Here is a 15,088-nt window from a genome sequence, read left to right as displayed (position 1 = left end):
GGAGTAAGAGATGTCAAGAAGAAAAGCTGCTACAAAACGTGAAATTATACCTGATGCAAAATACGGTAGTGTTATTATTGAAAAATTCATTCGTCATTTAATGATTGATGGTAAAAAATCAGTAAGCACAAAGATTGTTTATACTGCTCTAGAAACAGTAGAAGAAAAATCAAATGAAAAAGCATTAGAAGTATTCTTAAAAGCTATTGAAAATGTAAAACCTGTTGTTGAAGTTAAATCTCGCCGTGTTGGTGGTTCAACTTACCAAGTACCTGTTGAAATCAACGCAGTAAGAAGTGAAGCTTTGGCTATGAGATGGATTATTGCTGCTGCAAGATCTCGTAATGGTCGCTCAATGGGTGAAAAATTATCTAGTGAATTGCTAGATGCTTATGCAAATACTGGTTCTGCTTTCAAAAAGAAAGAAGATACACACAGAATGGCAGAAGCAAACAAAGCTTTTACTCATTTCAGATGGTAATTTTAAAAACTATAAATATAGCAAGCAACCGTTGTGTTGCTTGTTTTTTTTAGTAAATAAATGAATAAAATTTGTTCATATATTTCTTTATTTGCTCAATATTTAATTTATTCATAATTAAACCTTTGTAGGTGTTGACAATAAGTTTTCTTTTTAATATATTAACAAAGGTTCACATTTGTGGAGACTTGTGTCCCTCATGTGATAGCGAGCCAAACATATTATCCAAATATGGTAATTGATGGTTCCAGACTGAGTTTTTTTTCAAACTTAAGCTATGTCGGTAATTATTGCAATTATCGACCTCTGGAAACCCTCTTTTCCTATATAGATAAATATTGGTTTGTCTCATGAAGAAAAACTATGAAGGAATTATTGCCTTTATAGGTACATATTAAATTTTTTGTGACCGGAATAACACGGCACAAGGAGGAAAGAGATGGCTAAAGAGAAGTTTGAGAGAACTAAGCCTCACGTAAATGTTGGTACTATTGGTCACGTTGACCACGGTAAGACTACTCTCACCGCAGCAATAACAATGCACTGTGCAAGAAAATTTGGTGACAAAGCTCTAGCTTATGATGCAATCGACAACGCACCAGAAGAACAAGCTCGCGGTATCACAATCAACACTCGTCACGTTGAATATCAATCTGACAACAGACACTATGCACACGTTGACTGTCCTGGTCACGCTGACTACATCAAGAATATGATTACTGGTGCAGCACAAATGGATGGTGCAATTATCGTAGTTGCAGCAACAGATGGTGCTATGGCACAAACAAAAGAACATATCCTACTTGCTCGCCAAGTTGGTGTTCCATCAATTATTGTTTTTGTTAACAAGACTGACCAAGTTGACGATCCAGACTTAATCGAATTAGTAGAAGAAGAAATGAGAGACCTATTAACTGAAAATGGTTTCGATGGCGATAACTGCCCAATCATTTGTGGTTCTGCTTATGAAGCATTAAACAATCCTGATGATCCTGAAAAAACACAATGTATTGAAGATTTATTAGCTGCTATGGATGAATATATCCCTCTACCAGATAGAGCTGTTGATAAACCATTCTTAATGCCTATTGAAGATATCTTCTCAATTTCAGGTCGTGGTACTGTTGTAACTGGTCGTGTAGAACGTGGTGTTATTCATGTTAACGATCCTGTTTCAATTGTTGGTATTAAAGAAACAAAAGATTCTGTATGTACTGGCGTTGAAATGTTCAACAAATTATTAGACGAAGGTCAAGCTGGTGATAATATCGGTGCTTTATTACGTGGTGTTGATAAGAAAGAAGTTGTTCGTGGACAAGTTCTTGCAGCTCCAAAGACAATTACACCTCACAGCAAATTTGTTGGTACAGTATATGTATTAAATAAAGAAGAAGGCGGACGTCACAAACCATTCTTCAGTGGTTACCGTCCTCAATTCTATTTCAGAACAACTGATATTACAGGTTCTGTAGAATTACCAGCAGATAAACAAATGGTTTTACCTGGTGATAATACAACTTTCACTGTTGAATTAATTCACCCAGTAGCTATGGATAAAGGTCTACGCTTCGCAATTCGTGAAGGTGGTAGAACAGTTGCTTCTGGACAGGTTACAGAAATAATCGAATAATTCTTATCAGCGAATGTCTTGTCAGTAGAAATACTTACTGACAAGACCCGTTTTTTGGAGGAATAATGGCTAAAGAAAGAATTCGAGTCAGATTGAGAGGTTTTGATGTTGAGCTAGTAGAACAAAGCTCAAAAGCAATCGTTCAGACAGTAGTAAAGGCCGGAGCAAAAGTTTCAGGTCCGGTACCTCTCCCAACTCGTATCAATAAGTACACTGTCCTGAAATCGCCCCATGTCAATAAAAAGTCCCGTGAACAGTTCGAGATGAGAACACATAAGCGTTTGATTGACATTTTAGATCCCACATCTAAGGTTATGGATGCATTAATGAAACTTGAGCTTCCTGCAGGCGTAGATGTAGAGATTAAGCAATAAAGAGGTGAGGTAAGAAATGTTAGGGCTTATCGGCAAAAAAGTTGGAATGACACAGGTGTTTGATGCTGAAGGCAGACTCACTCCTGTGACAGTTATAAAGTTTGAGGACAATGTTGTCATCGATCAAAGAACTAAAGAAAAGAATGGCTATGAAGCTACAGTTTTAGGTTCTGTTGACAAAAAGAAGAGCACCGTTACTAAACCTTACGCAGGCCAATTCAAAGATACTTGTGCACCAAAGCAGAATATCGTTGAATTCCGCGCATATGACAAGGAAGTAAAAATTGGAGACGAATTAGGCGTAAATATTTTCAAAGACGCTACTTTCGTTGATGTAACAGGTACCTCAAAAGGTAAAGGATTCGCTGGTGGTATGAAGCGCCATGGATTCTCTGGTGGACGTGCAACCCACGGTTCTAAGTTCCATAGAGATATTGGTGGTACTGCAATGTCTGCAGACCCTTCTCGTACATTTAAAGGTCATCACATGGCTGGACGTATGGGTGGAGAAAAGACAACAGTTCAGAATCTAAAAGTGATTCGTGTAGATGAAAACATGCAGGTACTAATGGTTAAAGGTGCAATTCCTGGTCCCGCTCAAAGCGTTGTCATCGTTAAAAAAGCGATAAAGAAGTAGGTGCGAGATAGATTATGGAATATAAAGTCTTTTCTACAAACGGCAGCGAAGTTAAAACTATAGAATTAAATGAAAAAGTATTTAATTGTGAAGTTAGTGACGGAAGCATATATTATGCCGTAAATAATGAGCTTGCTAATCGACGTGTTGGTACAGCAAGCACAAAGACCCGTGCTGAGGTCAATTACAGCAATACTAAGCCTTTCAAGCAGAAGGGAACTGGTAATGCACGTTTTGGTGATAAAAAGTCTCCTGTTCATGTAGGTGGTGGTACAATTTTCGGACCAAAACCACGTGATTATAGTTATCAACTACCAAAGAAGATGAAACGTCTTGCTATGAGAAGTCTTCTTTCAAAAGGTGTTCAAGATGAACGTTTGGTAGTAGTTGAAGACTTTACAAGTGAAAACGGCAAAACCAAAGACCTCGCTGCCATATTGAAGAATTTCAAGTGTGACGAAAAAAGAACAACTATTATTTTAAAGGATGATGATTCAATGTTGCGTAGAGCAGCAAGAAATATTCCTTATTTGCATGTTCTTTCATTCGATAAACTCTCAGCTAAAGAGCTTCTTTATGCTAGAAAGATTCTTGTATTAGAAACTGCCGCTTCGAACTTGAATAGCTTCTACGGCGACAAATAAGGGGATCAGAAAAATGAGAGCAGATGAAGTAATCATTGCACCGGTATTGAGTGAAAAATCAAATTTTGCTCGTGAAGGTGAATTTAAAAAGTATACATTCAAAGTAGACAGTCGTGCTAACAAGTTCGATGTAATGTCTGCTGTTGCTGAATTATTTAATGTTTCAGTTTCAAAATGTAATGTAATGATTGTAAAAGGTAAGCCTAAATTTTCAAGAGGAAAAGGTGGAGCTATAAAAGGTAACACTGGTAATTGGAAAAAGGCTGTCGTGACTTTGGCTAAGGGTGAAACTATCCAAGCCATCGAAGGCGTATAAGGAGAATTTGGAATATGGCTCTTAAATCTTATAAGCCCAATACTCCCGCTCTTCGTCAGAAAACTTCTTTAGTTTTCGACGAGTTGACCACAAATAAGCCAGAAAAATCACTAACAACTAGTTTGAGTAAAAAGGCTGGTCGTGATAGTCATGGACGTATTAGTGTACGCCGAAGAGGTGGTGGGCATAAACGCGCTTATCGTGTAATTGACTTTAAGCGTAATAAAATTGGTATTCCTGGTACTGTAAAGACCATCGAATATGATCCAAATAGAACAGCAAATATTGCTTTAGTTTTCTATGCTGATGGTGAAAAACGTTATATGTTAGCTCCAAAAGGTTTAGAAGTTGGTGCTAAAGTAATGAGTGGTCCTGATGCTCCATTAACTAGTGGTAATGCTCTTCCTTTGAAGAATATCCCATTAGGTGTTCAAGTATTCAATATTGAATTAACACTTGGACGTGGTGGACAATTAGTACGTAGTGCTGGCTTAGGTGCAAGTATTGTTGCAAAAAGCGGTGATTACGTAACAGTTAAATTACCTTCAGGTGAAATGCGTTTAATATTCGGTGAATGTTATGCAACACTTGGTCAATTAGGTAATGAAGATCACATGAATGTAAATTTAGGTAAAGCTGGTAAATCACGTCATCTTGGCAGACGTCCAAAAGTACGTGGTGTAGTTATGAACCCTGTTGATCACCCACATGGTGGTGGTGAAGGTAAAACTAACGGTGGTCGTCATCCTGTTACTCCTTGGGGTAAACCAACTAAAGGTGGCAAGACTCGTTCTAAGAAGAAACCTTCAAGTAAGTTCATTGTTAAGAAGCGTAAGTAGGAGTTTAAAGTGGCAAGATCAATCAAAAAAGGCCCTTTTGTTGAAAAGAAGCTTTTAAAAAAAGTTACAGAAGCTAGTAAATCTGGTAGTAATGCGATGATCAAGACGTATTCCCGCGCTTCAACGATCATCCCTGAAATGATTGGGTTCACAGTTTCTGTTTATAACGGAAAAACATGGATTCCAGTTTATGTAACAGAAAACTTAGTAGGTCACAAACTTGGTGAATTTGCACCAACTAGATTATTCCGTGGCCATGCTGCCTCTGATAAAAAGAAGGGTAGGTAAGATATGAAAAATTATACAGGCTATAGAGCAGTTGCAAAATATCTTATGATTTCTCCAACTAAAGTTCGCCCAGTTGCAAATTTAGTTAGAAGAAAACCTTACACAGAAGCTGTTGCAATTTTAGAGGCTATGCCTCAGAAAGGAGCAAGACTTCTTCTTAAGGTATTGCAGAGTGCTGGAGCCAATGCTATGAATGTTAACAGTAAAATTGATGAAGATTCATTATATGTTACTCAGTTGATGGTTGACGACGGTCCTCGCATGAAACGTGTATGGCCAAGATCCCATGGAAGACGTGATATTCTACTCAAGAGAATGTCTCACATCACAGTCATTGTTGACGAAAAAGCAAACTTGGGGGAATAAATGGGACAAAAAGTTAATCCAATTGGACTCCGTTTAGGAGTTAATAAAACTTGGAAGTCTAAATGGTATGTAGATTCAAAAGAATATGCAGACACATTACATGAAGATTTATTACTTCGTAAAACTTTAGTAGACTGTCCAGAAGTACAAGGTGCTGATATTGCTGATGTTGAAATTATTCGTAAACCACAACGTGTTACTATTGTAATTACAACAAGTCGTCCTGGAATTATTATTGGTTCTAAGGGTTCAAATGTTGAAAAATTAGGTACTCGTTTACAAAAATTATCAGCAAAGAAAGTACAAATTAAGATTAAAGAAATTAAGAAACCTGACGGAAACGCACAAATTATTGCTCAAAATGTTGCAAAACAGTTAGAATCTCGTGGTTCTTTTAGAAGATCAATGAAGATGGCTGTTTCTAAAGCTATGCAAAGTGGTGTTCAAGGTGTTAAGATTAAATGTTCTGGACGTCTTGGTGGTGCTGAAATCGCAAGAACAGAATGGATGAAAGAAGGTCGTGTGCCTCTACATACATTACGTTCTGATATTGATTATGGTGTAGCTACTGCTCGCACAACTTTTGGTGCTATTGGTGTTAAAGTTTGGGTATTCAATGGTGAAATTTACGACCATGCTAAAAAGAATGATGCAGGTGGTTTAGTTAAAAAACCTGCAAAAGGAGTTAATTAATGCTTAGTCCTAAAAGAATCATTCATAGAAAAAAGCAAAGAGGCACTAGAGATGGTGTTGCTCATCGTGGAAATACCATTGCATTTGGTGAATATGGTTTAATGGCTTTAGAGCCAAAATGGATCACAAACCGCCAAATCGAAGCAGCTCGTATTGCTATGACTCGTCATATTAAGCGTGGTGGTAAAGTATGGATCAGAATTTTCCCTGATATGCCATATACAAAGAAACCAGCTGAAACAAGACAAGGTAACGGTAAGGGTAATCCAGAAGGATGGGTAGCAGTTGTTAAAACTGGAGCTATGATGTTTGAAATGGCAGGTGTTAATGAAGATTTAGCTCGTGAAGCTCTTTCTTTAGCAGCACAAAAATTACCAATTAAAACAAAGATTGTAGTTAGAAGAGAGGTAGAATAAACATGAAGAATTCTTTCAAAGATCTTACATTAGAAGAAATGATTGCAAAGCGTGATGAACTTCGCAAGCAATATCTTGATATTCGTATGGATAGGGTTCTCGGTCATGTTGAAAATCCTCTTTCAGTGAGAAATGTTAAGAGACAAATTGCTCGCCTTAACACTCTTATTCACGAATATGCCTTAGGCATTCGCACATCCGCTAATTAGAGAGGCTCGAGGTAGATGGAAGTAAGTAAAAAAACTTTTACAGGAAAGGTTATAAGTGATAAAATGGACAAAACTATTGTTGTTGCCATTAATACAAAAAGCCTTCATCCTTTATATAAAAAGTATGTGACCAAGACTAAAAAAGTTAAGGCCCATGACGAGAGAAATGATGCTCATGTTGGTGATACAGTTCGTGTTATTGAATGTCGTCATTATAGCAAAGACAAGTGCTGGCGCCTAACTCAAGTCGTCGAGCGTGCTCGTTAAGCAAGGAGATACGTCATGGTACAAATGCAAAGTTATTTAAATGTTGCTGACAATAGTGGTGCAAAACGTGTTCAAGTTATCAAAGTTTTAGGTGGTAGCCATAGATACGTTGCTAGTGTTGGTGATATTGTGGTTGTTGCAGTAAAGAACGCTCTTCCAAACGGTGCTATTAAAAAAGGTGCTGTTTTGAAGGCTGTTGTTGTGCGCACCAAGAAGGAATACCGAAGACCTGACGGTACCTATATCAGGTTCGATGATAACGCATGTGTTATTATTGATGCCAACAATAACCCACGCGGTAAAAGAATCTTTGGCCCAGTAGCTCGTGAGTTACGTAACGGTTATATGAAGATTGTTTCACTAGCACCGGAAGTGTTGTAGGAGAATAGCGATGAAGCTCAAAAAAAATGACACCGTTAAAATTCTTGCTGGTAAAGACAAAGGTTATGTCGGCAAGATTGTTAAGGTGGACCCTAATACTGACAGGGTAGTCGTCCAAGGCGCTAATATGGTTAAAAAAACCGTAAAAAGACGTAGTCAACAAGACAAAGGCGGCATAATTGATATTGAAGCTCCGATTCATGTTTCTAACGTTGCTTTAGTTGTAAACGGAAAAGTTAGCAAGATCGGATATAAGTTCGACGATGACGGAAAGAAAGTTCGTTATGCAAAGAAAACTGGGGAAGTGCTCTAATGGAAGAAAAATTTATACCAGCCTTTAAGACAAAATATCTTGAAGAAGTTGCACCTGCTCTTTTCAAAGAGTTCGGTTATAAATCTGTAATGCAAGTTCCTGCCCTAGAAAAAATTACATTGAGTGTTGGCGTTGGTGAAGCTCTTGTAAACAAAAAGCTTTTAGATGCAGCAGTTAAAGAATTAGAACAAATTGCTGGTCAACATGTTGTAAAAACAAAAGCTAGAAAATCTATTGCTAACTTTAAAGTTCGTGCAGGTCAAGAAATTGGAGCTATGGTTACCCTTCGTGGAGATAATATGTGGTATTTCTTAGAACGTTTAATTGGCGTTTCTTTACCACGTGTTAAAGACTTCAAGGGTGTTAAACCTCATGCATTTGATGGACATGGTAATTACTCATTAGGTATTACTGAGCAAATTATCTTTCCAGAAATTGACTTCGATAAAATAGAACGCATCAGCGGTCTGAATATCGCAATCGTTACGACGGCCAAGACCGATGAAGAAGGGTTTGCTTTACTTAAGAAGTTAGGCATGCCATTTGCAAAGTAAGAGGAATTTAATAAATGGCTAAAAAATCAATGATTGTTAAGGCTCAAAAAGACCCTAAATTCAGTACTAGAAAGGTGAACAGATGTAGAATCTGTGGAAGACCACACGGTTATATGCGTAAGTTTGATATGTGCAGAGTCTGCTTTCGTAAATTGGCAAGTGAAGGTCAGATTCCTGGCGTAACCAAGTCAAGTTGGTAGGAGATAATTATGGCTGTAAGTGATCCAATTGCAGATATGCTGACTAAAGTAAGAAATGCTAGTCAGGCTAAGCATGAAAAAGTAGATATTTCCGCATCTAAAATGAAACTTCAAATTGTCAAGATATTGAAAAATGAAGGTTATGTAAAAAATTTCAAGAAAATTTCAAAAGATGGAATGTCTTACATTCGTGTATTTTTAAGATATGATGAAAAACAGAGCCCTGTTCTTCACGACATTCAACGTGTTTCAACACCTGGTCGTCGTGTGTATTGTGGCTATCGTAACATGCCTCGTGTATTTAACGGTTATGGTGTAGTAGTTGTTTCTACATCTAACGGCGTTATTACAGGTAAAAAGGCCTCTGAAAAGAAGATTGGCGGTGAGCTAGTCTGTACAATTTGGTAAGGTGGTGAGAAATGTCGCGTATTGGTAAAATGCCCGTTGCACTACCTGCAGGGGTTAAAGTTACTATTGATGGCGGATTATTAAGTGTTGAAGGACCAAAAGGTAAATTAACACAACCTGTCCGTGAAGAAGTTGCATTTGAAGTTCAAAAAGAACAAGTTATTGTAACTCGCAAAGACGAATCCAAGGTTAGCCGTAGCTATCATGGCCTATACCGTCAATTATTAAATAACATGATAATTGGTGTTACAAAAGGTTTTACAAAAAATCTTATTGTTAATGGTGTTGGATATCGTGCAGAAGTTAAAGGTAATTTATTAATTCTTAACTTAGGCTATTCAAATATCATTGAATTTGTTATTCCAGAAGGTGTAACAATTACAGTAGAAGGTCAAAATAAGATTATCGTTTCCGCAATTGATAAACAATTAGTTGGTCAGACTGCTGCGGAGATTCGTTCTCTACGTAAACCAGAACCTTATAAAGGTAAAGGTGTTAAGTATGAGGATGAAGTCATTCGTCGTAAGGTCGGTAAGTCCGGCAAATAATCGGTAGGTAAGAGATGAATAGAATAATTGATAAACAACGCAAGCTTCAAAGACGTAAGCTTCATATCAGAAAAAGCATCTCCGGTACTGCCAGCAGACCGAGGATGACTGTTTTTCGTAGTAATCACCATATGTATGTTCAAGTTATTGATGATGTTGCAGGCAAGACTCTTGTTTCTGCAAACACAGTAGAAACTGAATTAAAAGGTTTAAAGAACTGTGTTGCTGACGCATCAAAGCTTGGTGAGGTGATTGGTAAGAGGATGATCGAGAAGAATATCACAACTTGTGTATTCGATAGAAATGGCTACCTCTATCATGGTATTGTTAAGAGTATCGCTGATGGCGCTAGAAGTGCTGGCGTTAAGTTCTAGGGGGACACCGTGGAAAGATCAAGAAAAAGAGAAGAAAAAAAGAACGACACATACGTAGAAAAACTAATTAAACTAAATCGTGTTTCTAAAGTAGTAAAGGGTGGTAGAAGATACTCTTTCTCAGCTCTCGTAGTTGTTGGAGACCAAAATGGTAAAGTTGGTTATGGTTTTGGTAAAGCTAATGATGTAACTGATGCTATTCGTAAGGCTGTTGATCGTGCAAAAACAGATATGATCACTGTTCCATTGAAAAATGGTACAATCCCTCATGAATGTATTGGTAATTTCAAAAGTGCAAGTGTTTTAATTAAACCAGCAGTTCCTGGTACAGGTGTAATCGCTGGTGGTCCTGTTAGAGCATTATGTGATGCTGTAGGTATTACAGATATCTTAGGTAAATCCTTAGGTTCAAAAAATACTATTAATACAGTTAAAGCTGCTTTTGATGCATTTGAAAACTTGTTTGATGCTAACCAAGTCGCTAAGAATAGAGGTAAAACTCTTAAGAGCATGTGGGGTTAATGATGGCTAAAGATGTAAAACAACTAAAAGTTACTTTAACTCATAGTGTTGCTGGTTCATTACCAAAGCAACGCAAAACTGTTAAAGCAATTGGTTTAAAGAAAATAAATAGCAGTGTAGTTATCGATGCAACTCCAGATATGCTTGGCATGGTAAACGTCATTGCTCACCTTGTAAAAGTTGAGGAGATGTAAGATGGCAAATGTTGGTCAAATTAATGCACCATTTGGTGCTAACACAAAGAAAACTATTGTAGGTCGTGGAGCTTCTTCGAAGGGTCGTGCTAGTGGTAGAGGTCATGATGGACAAAACTCTCGTTCTGGTGGTGGTGTTCGTCCTGGTTTTGAAGGCGGTCAAATGCCTTTATACAGACGTGTAGCACGTAGAGGTTTTTCAAACCAACCTTTCAAAACAGAATACGAAGTTGTATCATTGTCTGCTATTAGTGCAAAATTTGAAGATGGTGCAGTAGTTAACTTAGAAACATTAAAAAAAGCTAATTTAGTAAAAGGTCATAGTGCAAAAGCTAAGATTTTAGCTAATGGTGAAATTACTAAAAAGGTAACTATTGAAGGTATAAAGGTTTCAGCAAGTGCAGTTGAAAAAATTACTGCAGCTGGTGGCGAAATAAAATAACAAAAAGGTTGATCTAAATGGCAAACTCCCTAGTTGACATTATGAGAATCCAGGAGTTAAGACGAAAAAGTCTAATCACTTTCCTCCTACTGTTTATCAGTAGGTTGGGAGCGGTTGTACCGATTCCAGGAATTGACGTCCAGGTTCTACAGCAATATTTCCTATCTCAAAGTAATTCTAATAATTTTGGTTTTACTGAATATTTGAATTTCTTTTCAGGCGGGGCATTTTCACATTTCTCGTTATTCATGTTAGGTGTAATGCCTTACATTAGTACTCAAATTATTATACAATTATTGATGATTGTAGTTCCAAGTTTGAGAAAACTCGCGCAAGACCCACATGGATCTAAGAAAATTCAACAATATACTAGATATGGAACAATAGTTGTTTGTTTAATTCAATCCTATGTTATAACAATTTATGCTAATTCGATTCCTGGTTCTATGACTATGGATCGTGTACCATTTACTTTGATAGCAATGCTATCTGTAACAGCAGGGAGTATGGCCCTTGTATGGATTGGTAATAAAATTACACAGTTTGGAATTGGAAATGGTATCAGTTTATTAATCTTTGCTGGTATCGTTGCAAGAATCCCATCCGCTCTTGTTACTTTGTTCAGAGGAGTTCAAGATGGTAGCTTTAATCCAATCGCATTACTAATTGTATTAGCAATGTTTATAATTGTTATTGCGTTAGTTGTTTATGAACAACAAGGCGAAAGAAAAGTTCCGGTAAACTATGCTAAACGTGTAGTTGGCAGAAGAATGTATGGTGCTCAAAGTACTTATATTCCTGTTAAATTAAACCCAAGTGGTGTTATTCCGGTTATCTTTGCTTCCGCATTAATGTCTTTCCCACTTCAAATAGCATCCAGTTTAGGATCTGAAGTGAGATGGTTAGCAAGATTTGCAAATTGGTTAAATCCACAGGGTATCCCCTACATTATTATATACACTCTGTTGATTATTGGTTTTGCATTCTTCTATACACAAGTAACAATGAATCCTGTCGAAATGGCTAAACAGATTCGTGAAAATGGTGGTTCTGTTCCTGGAGTAAGAAGTGAGAAACTTGAGGAGTATTTAACAAAGGTTATTAACCGTGTTATTTTACCAGGATCTATTTTCCTAGCCTTTATCGCATTGATTCCTACTTTAGTGCAGAAGTTCTTTAACTTCCCATCAACTGTAGCAATGTTATTCGGTGGTACTTCATTAATCATTATGGTTGGTGTAGACTTAGATACAATGAGACAGGTTGAAGGTGTAATGAAGATGCATCATCAAACCGGTATTTTTAGCCAATCAAAGGCAAGAAAAAAATAGGAGCTTAACATGAAAGTCAGAGCAAGTGTCAAACCAATATGTGACAAGTGCAAGGTTATCAGAAGAAATGGGGTAGTTCGCATTATTTGTGAAAACCCAAAACATAAGCAAAGACAGAAGTAAGGTTCGGCGAAAGCCACCTCTCTAAGAATATTAATTAGGAGGCCAATAATGGCAAGAATTGCAGGCGTTGACTTGCCGAACAAAGCTGTTAAGATTGCTTTAACGTATATCTTTGGTGTCGGCAAAGTATCAGCGATTGAAATTTGTAATAAAACAAATATTGATCCAAATGTAAAAATTAATTCATTATCTAACGATGAATTGACAGTATTACGTCATGAAATCGAAGACAATTATAAGGTTGAAGGTCGTCTACGTACAGAGATTGCCTTAAATATTAAACGACTTATGGACATCGGTTGTTACCGCGGTTTACGTCACAGAAAAGGTTTACCTGTAAGAGGGCAAAAGACTAAAACTAATGCTAGAACTCGTAAGGGTAAAAAGAAAACCGTCGCAAGTAAGAAGAAATAAGGAGTAGATGATAATGGCTAATGCAAAAGCGAAAGCAAAACGCAAAGTTAAAAAGACAGTCTATGATGGTAATGTTTACATCCAGGCTACTTTTAATAACACAATCGTTACCATGACAGACCTTGAAGGAAATGCTATTTCTTGGGCTTCTGCTGGTGGTTTAGGATTCCGTGGTGCTAAGAAGTCAACTCCTTATGCAGCACAAGTAACATGCGAAACAGCAGCTAAGAAGGCTATGGATTATGGTCTTCGTGAAGTTAATGTATTCGTAAAAGGACCTGGTGTTGGACGTGAAAGTGCTATCAGAGCTCTTGGCGTTCTAGGATTAAAAGTACGTTCTATTCGTGACGTAACTCCAATCCCACATAATGGATGCCGTCCTCGTAAGACACGTAGAGTTTAATTGTTAGGAGCATTTCCAAGGTAAATCTTGGGATGCTGTCTATTATGAATTGGCTCAAATTGAGCCATTCATACGCCAACGCAGATAAAACTTATCTGCATATCCAGACTTTAAGGAGTAACCATGGCACGCAAAAACCTTTTGAAGGGCTTTAAGAAACCCAAGGGAACTAATTTTGAGCATAGTGCAGTAGAAGCAAATTATGGAAAATTTGTTGCCTACCCTTTCGAACGTGGGTTCGGAACAACAATTGGAAATACGCTCAGAAGAGTTCTTTTATCTTCAATTCAGGGTTATGCAGTTACTGCTGTTAAGTTCACTAGCTTTAATGAAGAAGGTGTACCACATTTAATTTCAAGTGAATATGATCAGCTACCAGGTGTTCGTGAAGACATCGCTGATATCATAGCTGCTATTAAAAAATTAGAAATCAGTATGCCAGAAGATTGCGAAGGTGTTAATCTTCTCATTGAGTGTAAAGGGCCCGGCGTTGTTACCGGTCAGAACTTTGAACGCGACCAGGTAGAAATAATTAATAAAGATTTAGTTCTTTTCACAATGATGGATGATGCGAATATTGAAATGGAAGTACAAATTGATTTAGGTAGGGGTTATATTCCTGCTGAAGTTAATGAAAAGTACATTGAAGAGATTGGAGTTATTGCTATCGATGCTTTCTTCTCTCCAGTTACCCGTGTAAAATATTCAATTGAACCAACTCGTGTAGGTTATAGAAATGACTATGATAAGTTAATTCTAGAAATTTATACTGATGGTACCATTGCGCCGGTTAATGCTTTAGCAGAAGCAGCAAAAATTGCAAAAGATCACTTCTCTGTATTTATCAACTTTGATGAAGCACTAGTTAATAGTGAAGAAGAAGTAGATGAAGAAGAAGAAAAGATCAGAAAGATTTTAAATACTTCTGTTGAAGAATTAGAATTAACTGTTCGTTCAAGCAACTGTCTAAAAAATGCTAATATTAGAACTATTGGTGATTTGACAAAGAAGACTGAAGATGAAATTGCAAAAACTAGGAATTTTGGTAAAAAGTCATTAACAGAGATTAAAGATAAACTTAAAGAGTGGAACCTTAGTCTTGGAATGACAGATTATAGTGTATTAAAAAACACTATCAACTTACCTAGTAACAAGGAAGAAGAAGATGAGACATAGATTTGGTTTCAACTCGTTAAGCAGAACAACTGCTGAACGTGAAGCAATGTTACGCAACATGGCAACCTCACTTCTCCGTTATGAGAGAATTGAGACAACAAAAGCTAAGGCTCTTGAAGTACGCAAGAAGGTAGAAAAAATGATCACTAGAGCAAAAGAAGATAGTGTTCATAATCGCCGTATTGTAGCTAAGGATATTAAGGACCCAGCTGTACTTAATAAGCTCTTCACAGAGATCGCTCCTCTTAATGCAGAACGCAAAGGTGGATATACTCGTATTTTAAAAACTGGTTACCGCTTAGGAGATGCTGCAGAAATGGTTATCTTAGAACTTGTTGATAAGACTGGTGCCAAAGAGGAAAAATAAGCTGAAATATTAGTAAATAATATTCAGTGTATTTAGAATGAAGGAGAAAAAGCCTTTAAGCTCTAAATACAAAAATCTTTCAAAATTTATTTGAAAGTGATAGTAATAATAGATTTGATTATTAATTAGTACATTATTACTGTTTTATGTCAGATACTGACTTAGCCGTTACCATTCA

General features: G+C 37.0%; 28 protein-coding genes and 1 pseudogene. All 29 read left to right on the top strand.

All coding sequences use genetic code 11. From position 1 onward, the window contains the following. Positions 1-10 precede the first annotated feature (10 nt). Positions 11-481, top strand: a complete 471-nt coding sequence (gene rpsG / locus ACZ5RS_RS02945) for a 30S ribosomal protein S7 (RefSeq protein WP_464637386.1) — start codon at positions 11-13, stop codon at positions 479-481. A 439-nt stretch (positions 482-920) separates the two neighbouring features. Beyond that, complete coding sequence (gene tuf, locus ACZ5RS_RS02940) at positions 921-2,111, top strand: elongation factor Tu (protein WP_464637385.1); 1,191 nt, start codon at positions 921-923, stop codon at positions 2,109-2,111. A 65-nt stretch (positions 2,112-2,176) separates the two neighbouring features. Continuing rightward, entirely contained in the window at positions 2,177-2,485 is a 309-nt protein-coding gene (gene rpsJ / locus ACZ5RS_RS02935) for a 30S ribosomal protein S10 (RefSeq protein ID WP_464624951.1), read from the top strand. 16 nt (positions 2,486-2,501) lie between these two features. Further along, on the top strand, positions 2,502-3,122 hold the full coding sequence (gene rplC / locus ACZ5RS_RS02930; RefSeq protein WP_464637384.1) for a 50S ribosomal protein L3: 621 nt from the start codon (positions 2,502-2,504) through the stop codon (positions 3,120-3,122). Between the two features lie 14 nt (positions 3,123-3,136). Beyond that, complete coding sequence (gene rplD / locus ACZ5RS_RS02925; protein ID WP_464637383.1) at positions 3,137-3,766, top strand: 50S ribosomal protein L4; 630 nt, start codon at positions 3,137-3,139, stop codon at positions 3,764-3,766. A 13-nt stretch (positions 3,767-3,779) separates the two neighbouring features. After that, complete coding sequence (gene rplW / locus ACZ5RS_RS02920) at positions 3,780-4,082, top strand: 50S ribosomal protein L23 (protein WP_464637382.1); 303 nt, start codon at positions 3,780-3,782, stop codon at positions 4,080-4,082. 14 nt (positions 4,083-4,096) lie between these two features. Further along, positions 4,097-4,921 (top strand): 50S ribosomal protein L2, encoded by an 825-nt coding sequence (gene rplB / locus ACZ5RS_RS02915; protein WP_464637381.1) that lies wholly within the window; start codon positions 4,097-4,099, stop codon positions 4,919-4,921. Between the two features lie 9 nt (positions 4,922-4,930). After that, a complete protein-coding gene (gene rpsS, locus ACZ5RS_RS02910; RefSeq protein WP_464637380.1) occupies positions 4,931-5,209 on the top strand; it encodes a 30S ribosomal protein S19 in 279 nt (92 codons plus the stop codon). A 3-nt stretch (positions 5,210-5,212) separates the two neighbouring features. Beyond that, positions 5,213-5,575, top strand: coding sequence for a 50S ribosomal protein L22 (rplV, locus tag ACZ5RS_RS02905; protein ID WP_464637379.1), 363 nt, complete (start codon positions 5,213-5,215; stop codon positions 5,573-5,575). Next, positions 5,576-6,268, top strand: a complete 693-nt coding sequence (gene rpsC, locus ACZ5RS_RS02900) for a 30S ribosomal protein S3 (RefSeq protein ID WP_464637378.1) — start codon at positions 5,576-5,578, stop codon at positions 6,266-6,268. It begins immediately after the preceding gene. Then, positions 6,268-6,684, top strand: coding sequence for a 50S ribosomal protein L16 (gene rplP / locus ACZ5RS_RS02895; protein ID WP_464637377.1), 417 nt, complete (start codon positions 6,268-6,270; stop codon positions 6,682-6,684). The genes rpsC and rplP overlap by 1 nt, the downstream gene beginning before the upstream one ends. 2 nt (positions 6,685-6,686) lie before the next feature. Then, positions 6,687-6,893, top strand: coding sequence for a 50S ribosomal protein L29 (gene rpmC / locus ACZ5RS_RS02890; RefSeq protein ID WP_464637376.1), 207 nt, complete (start codon positions 6,687-6,689; stop codon positions 6,891-6,893). Positions 6,894-6,908: 15 nt separating this feature from the next. Continuing rightward, a complete protein-coding gene (gene rpsQ, locus ACZ5RS_RS02885) occupies positions 6,909-7,160 on the top strand; it encodes a 30S ribosomal protein S17 (RefSeq protein ID WP_464637375.1) in 252 nt (83 codons plus the stop codon). 15 nt (positions 7,161-7,175) lie between these two features. Continuing rightward, positions 7,176-7,541, top strand: a complete 366-nt coding sequence (gene rplN, locus ACZ5RS_RS02880; protein ID WP_464624934.1) for a 50S ribosomal protein L14 — start codon at positions 7,176-7,178, stop codon at positions 7,539-7,541. A gap of 10 nt (positions 7,542-7,551) precedes the next feature. Further along, positions 7,552-7,854: a 50S ribosomal protein L24 gene (gene rplX / locus ACZ5RS_RS02875; protein WP_464637374.1), complete on the top strand. Its 303-nt coding sequence runs from the start codon at positions 7,552-7,554 to the stop codon at positions 7,852-7,854. Further along, positions 7,854-8,408, top strand: coding sequence for a 50S ribosomal protein L5 (gene rplE / locus ACZ5RS_RS02870; protein WP_464637373.1), 555 nt, complete (start codon positions 7,854-7,856; stop codon positions 8,406-8,408). Before rplX ends, rplE begins: the two co-directional genes overlap by 1 nt. 14 nt (positions 8,409-8,422) lie before the next feature. Beyond that, entirely contained in the window at positions 8,423-8,608 is a 186-nt protein-coding gene (locus ACZ5RS_RS02865; protein WP_464637372.1) for a type Z 30S ribosomal protein S14, read from the top strand. A gap of 9 nt (positions 8,609-8,617) precedes the next feature. Beyond that, positions 8,618-9,016, top strand: coding sequence for a 30S ribosomal protein S8 (rpsH, locus tag ACZ5RS_RS02860; RefSeq protein WP_464637371.1), 399 nt, complete (start codon positions 8,618-8,620; stop codon positions 9,014-9,016). An 11-nt stretch (positions 9,017-9,027) separates the two neighbouring features. Then, positions 9,028-9,564 (top strand): 50S ribosomal protein L6, encoded by a 537-nt coding sequence (gene rplF, locus ACZ5RS_RS02855; protein ID WP_464637370.1) that lies wholly within the window; start codon positions 9,028-9,030, stop codon positions 9,562-9,564. A gap of 14 nt (positions 9,565-9,578) precedes the next feature. Next, positions 9,579-9,938 (top strand): 50S ribosomal protein L18, encoded by a 360-nt coding sequence (gene rplR, locus ACZ5RS_RS02850; RefSeq protein WP_464637369.1) that lies wholly within the window; start codon positions 9,579-9,581, stop codon positions 9,936-9,938. Positions 9,939-9,947: 9 nt separating this feature from the next. Beyond that, positions 9,948-10,460 carry a 30S ribosomal protein S5 gene (gene rpsE / locus ACZ5RS_RS02845; RefSeq protein ID WP_464637368.1) on the top strand — a complete coding sequence of 171 codons (513 nt, stop codon included), beginning with the start codon at positions 9,948-9,950 and terminating at the stop codon, positions 10,458-10,460. Between the two features lie 2 nt (positions 10,461-10,462). Continuing rightward, entirely contained in the window at positions 10,463-10,654 is a 192-nt protein-coding gene (gene rpmD / locus ACZ5RS_RS02840) for a 50S ribosomal protein L30 (protein WP_464637367.1), read from the top strand. Between the two features lies 1 nt (position 10,655). After that, the gene (gene rplO / locus ACZ5RS_RS02835; RefSeq protein ID WP_464637366.1) at positions 10,656-11,096 is read left to right on the top strand and encodes a 50S ribosomal protein L15; all 441 of its coding nucleotides are present in this window, start codon (positions 10,656-10,658) and stop codon (positions 11,094-11,096) included. A gap of 17 nt (positions 11,097-11,113) precedes the next feature. Beyond that, the gene (gene secY / locus ACZ5RS_RS02830; protein WP_464637365.1) at positions 11,114-12,427 is read left to right on the top strand and encodes a preprotein translocase subunit SecY; all 1,314 of its coding nucleotides are present in this window, start codon (positions 11,114-11,116) and stop codon (positions 12,425-12,427) included. 9 nt (positions 12,428-12,436) lie between these two features. Next, complete coding sequence (gene rpmJ / locus ACZ5RS_RS02825; protein ID WP_464624916.1) at positions 12,437-12,550, top strand: 50S ribosomal protein L36; 114 nt, start codon at positions 12,437-12,439, stop codon at positions 12,548-12,550. 48 nt (positions 12,551-12,598) lie between these two features. Then, positions 12,599-12,964 carry a 30S ribosomal protein S13 gene (gene rpsM, locus ACZ5RS_RS02820; RefSeq protein WP_464637364.1) on the top strand — a complete coding sequence of 122 codons (366 nt, stop codon included), beginning with the start codon at positions 12,599-12,601 and terminating at the stop codon, positions 12,962-12,964. 13 nt (positions 12,965-12,977) lie between these two features. After that, a complete protein-coding gene (rpsK, locus tag ACZ5RS_RS02815; RefSeq protein WP_464637363.1) occupies positions 12,978-13,367 on the top strand; it encodes a 30S ribosomal protein S11 in 390 nt (129 codons plus the stop codon). A gap of 123 nt (positions 13,368-13,490) precedes the next feature. Beyond that, a complete protein-coding gene (locus ACZ5RS_RS02810; protein WP_464637362.1) occupies positions 13,491-14,543 on the top strand; it encodes a DNA-directed RNA polymerase subunit alpha in 1,053 nt (350 codons plus the stop codon). After that, positions 14,533-14,907, top strand: a pseudogene (rplQ, locus tag ACZ5RS_RS02805) (50S ribosomal protein L17); the annotation flags it as partial. The gene ACZ5RS_RS02810 and the pseudogene rplQ, both read left to right, overlap by 11 nt. Positions 14,908-15,088 lie beyond the last annotated feature (181 nt).

This window comes from Pleomorphochaeta caudata (assembly GCF_055395745.1).
The sequence above is the reverse complement of the archived record's forward strand: the minus strand, read 5'-3'. Positions and strand labels throughout refer to the sequence as shown.